The organism is Rhodovulum sp., assembly GCF_011048875.1.
GTDB lineage: Bacteria > Pseudomonadota > Alphaproteobacteria > Rhodobacterales > Rhodobacteraceae > Rhodovulum > Rhodovulum tesquicola.
Genome location: NZ_DSDD01000425.1, coordinates 1 through 1,582 on the forward strand (window position 1 = coordinate 1; position 1,582 = coordinate 1,582).

The 1,582-nt window shown below is 72.2% G+C and carries 2 protein-coding genes and 1 pseudogene; 2 read left to right on the top strand and 1 reads right to left on the bottom strand.

The window, feature by feature from the left end:
• The first annotated feature begins 119 nt into the window (after positions 1-119).
• Together ENN83_RS14530 and ENN83_RS17215 are read left to right on the top strand one after the other, a co-directional pair.
• Positions 120-446 carry an RNA polymerase sigma factor gene (locus ENN83_RS14530; RefSeq protein ID WP_287188161.1) on the top strand — a complete coding sequence of 109 codons (327 nt, stop codon included), beginning with the start codon at positions 120-122 and terminating at the stop codon, positions 444-446.
• A 107-nt stretch (positions 447-553) separates the two neighbouring features.
• Positions 554-652: pseudogene (locus ENN83_RS17215) on the top strand (zf-HC2 domain-containing protein); the annotation flags it as partial.
• Positions 653-825: 173 nt separating this feature from the next.
• Here the strand turns inward: ENN83_RS17215 and ENN83_RS14535 are convergent.
• Entirely contained in the window at positions 826-1,458 is a 633-nt protein-coding gene (locus tag ENN83_RS14535) for a TetR/AcrR family transcriptional regulator (RefSeq protein ID WP_287188163.1), read from the bottom strand.
• Positions 1,459-1,582: the final 124 nt, after the last annotated feature.

The following is a 1,582-nucleotide window of genomic DNA, read 5'->3' on the forward strand; positions in this document are numbered from 1 at the left end:
GGACCGGGCCTCGGGCAGGCGGGCCGCAGGGCCATGCCTGAGCGGGTTCACGAATGTTTGCATCACGAAATTGCGTGTCGATTTCTGAACCAATCGTTCTTTTAAATCCGACCGGGACCATGCGGGAGCGCCATGCCATTCTGGACGGGATCGGGGATGAAACGCGCCTGCGGGCGTTGCTTGTCGCGGGCGACCGGGCCACGTTCGAGCGGCTTTATCGCCGGCATGACGGCGCGATGGTCCGGGTCTGCACCGCGATCGTCGGCAACCGGGCCGCGGCGGAAGAGGTCGTGCAGGATGGCTGGATCGCGATCCTGCAGAATATCGGCGGGTTCGAGGGCCGCGCATCGCTGGCCGGATGGATGTTCGCCATCGTCCTCAACAAGGCGAAAAGCCGTGCGCGGCGGGACGGGCGGTCGGTGTCCTTCGACGCGGGCGGCGCTTGACGATCTGCTGTAGCATCCCGTTGCGCGGGCGGGTCGGGGATGGCGTGTAACGGAACGCGGGATCGGGAGTCTTCCCGGCAACCGGATGGAAGGCAGGGACTGGCCCGATGTTGAACTGCGAGGATGTCGCCGCACGCGCCAGCGCGTTGATCGACGGCGAGTTGAGCGGGTGGCAAGCCATGCAGATGCGCCTGCATCTGGCGATGTGCCGGGGGTGCAGCGCCTTTGTCGGCCAGATCCGGCAGACCCGCGATCTGACCGAGGCGGCCCTGCGGGAGGGGACGGCGCATGCGGGCGATGATGCGCGGCTGGCCGCGATCCTTGCGCGCCTTCCGGATCAGCGCCGGGGGGGTGTGAACGCGCGGCGGCCCGGCCGGTTTCAGCGCGCGCCCGGCCGAAGCAGGGCGGCCTGCGCGGCGCGGGCGACGGGCGCGAGTTCACCGGCCCCGGCGCCCGAGCGGGCGCGCAGCATCAGGCCGCGGGCGACGGCGGCGGCCAGTCCCGCCGCCGCGGGGGCGCCGGTCTCGCCCGTCTCGTCCCATCCGGCGGCGCGGAAGCGGGCCGCCAGCCGGGCCTCCATCCCGTCATGGCGCCGGGCCAGTTCGGCGCGGAAGGGCGGGTTCGCCCCGGCGGCATCGGCCAGCACGCAGGAGATCAGGCAGCCGGGCGTCCCGGGATCGGCCGCGGCCAGCGCGATCACCTGATCGAAGAAGGCGGCCAGATCCTCGGCCAGCGTGCCACAGGGCCGCAGAGCGGCCACCACCGGCACGATCCGCGTCTCGACATATTGGCCGATGGCGGCCAGGAACAGCCCCTGCTTGTCGCCGTAGAGATGGTAGAGGCTTGCCCGCGGCATCCGCATCGCGCGGCAGAGCCTGTCGACCGACGCGCCGTCATAGCCCGCGGCCCAGAACACGCGGATCGCCGCGTCAAGCGCCGCGCGCTCGTCGAACTGGCGGGGTCGGCCGCGCGGGCGCGGGTCTGCGATGCTGCGGCTGTCTCCTGGGGCCATCCTGCCAAGATAGGCAGGGCGGCGGTCGGGACAATCCGCTTTCCGCGGGGCGCCGGTCGGGTTCGGCCGTCACGCGGCCTGCGTGGCGGCGGTCAGCGGGGCGCCGGTGCGCAGGGCCTCGACC

Coding starts and splice junctions, on each gene's coding strand:
- ENN83_RS14535 (WP_287188163.1), bottom strand. CDS start 1,458: ATGGCCCCAGGAGACAGCCGCAGCATCGCAGACCCGCGCCCGCGCGGC.
- ENN83_RS14530 (WP_287188161.1), top strand. CDS start 120: ATGCGGGAGCGCCATGCCATTCTGGACGGGATCGGGGATGAAACGCGC.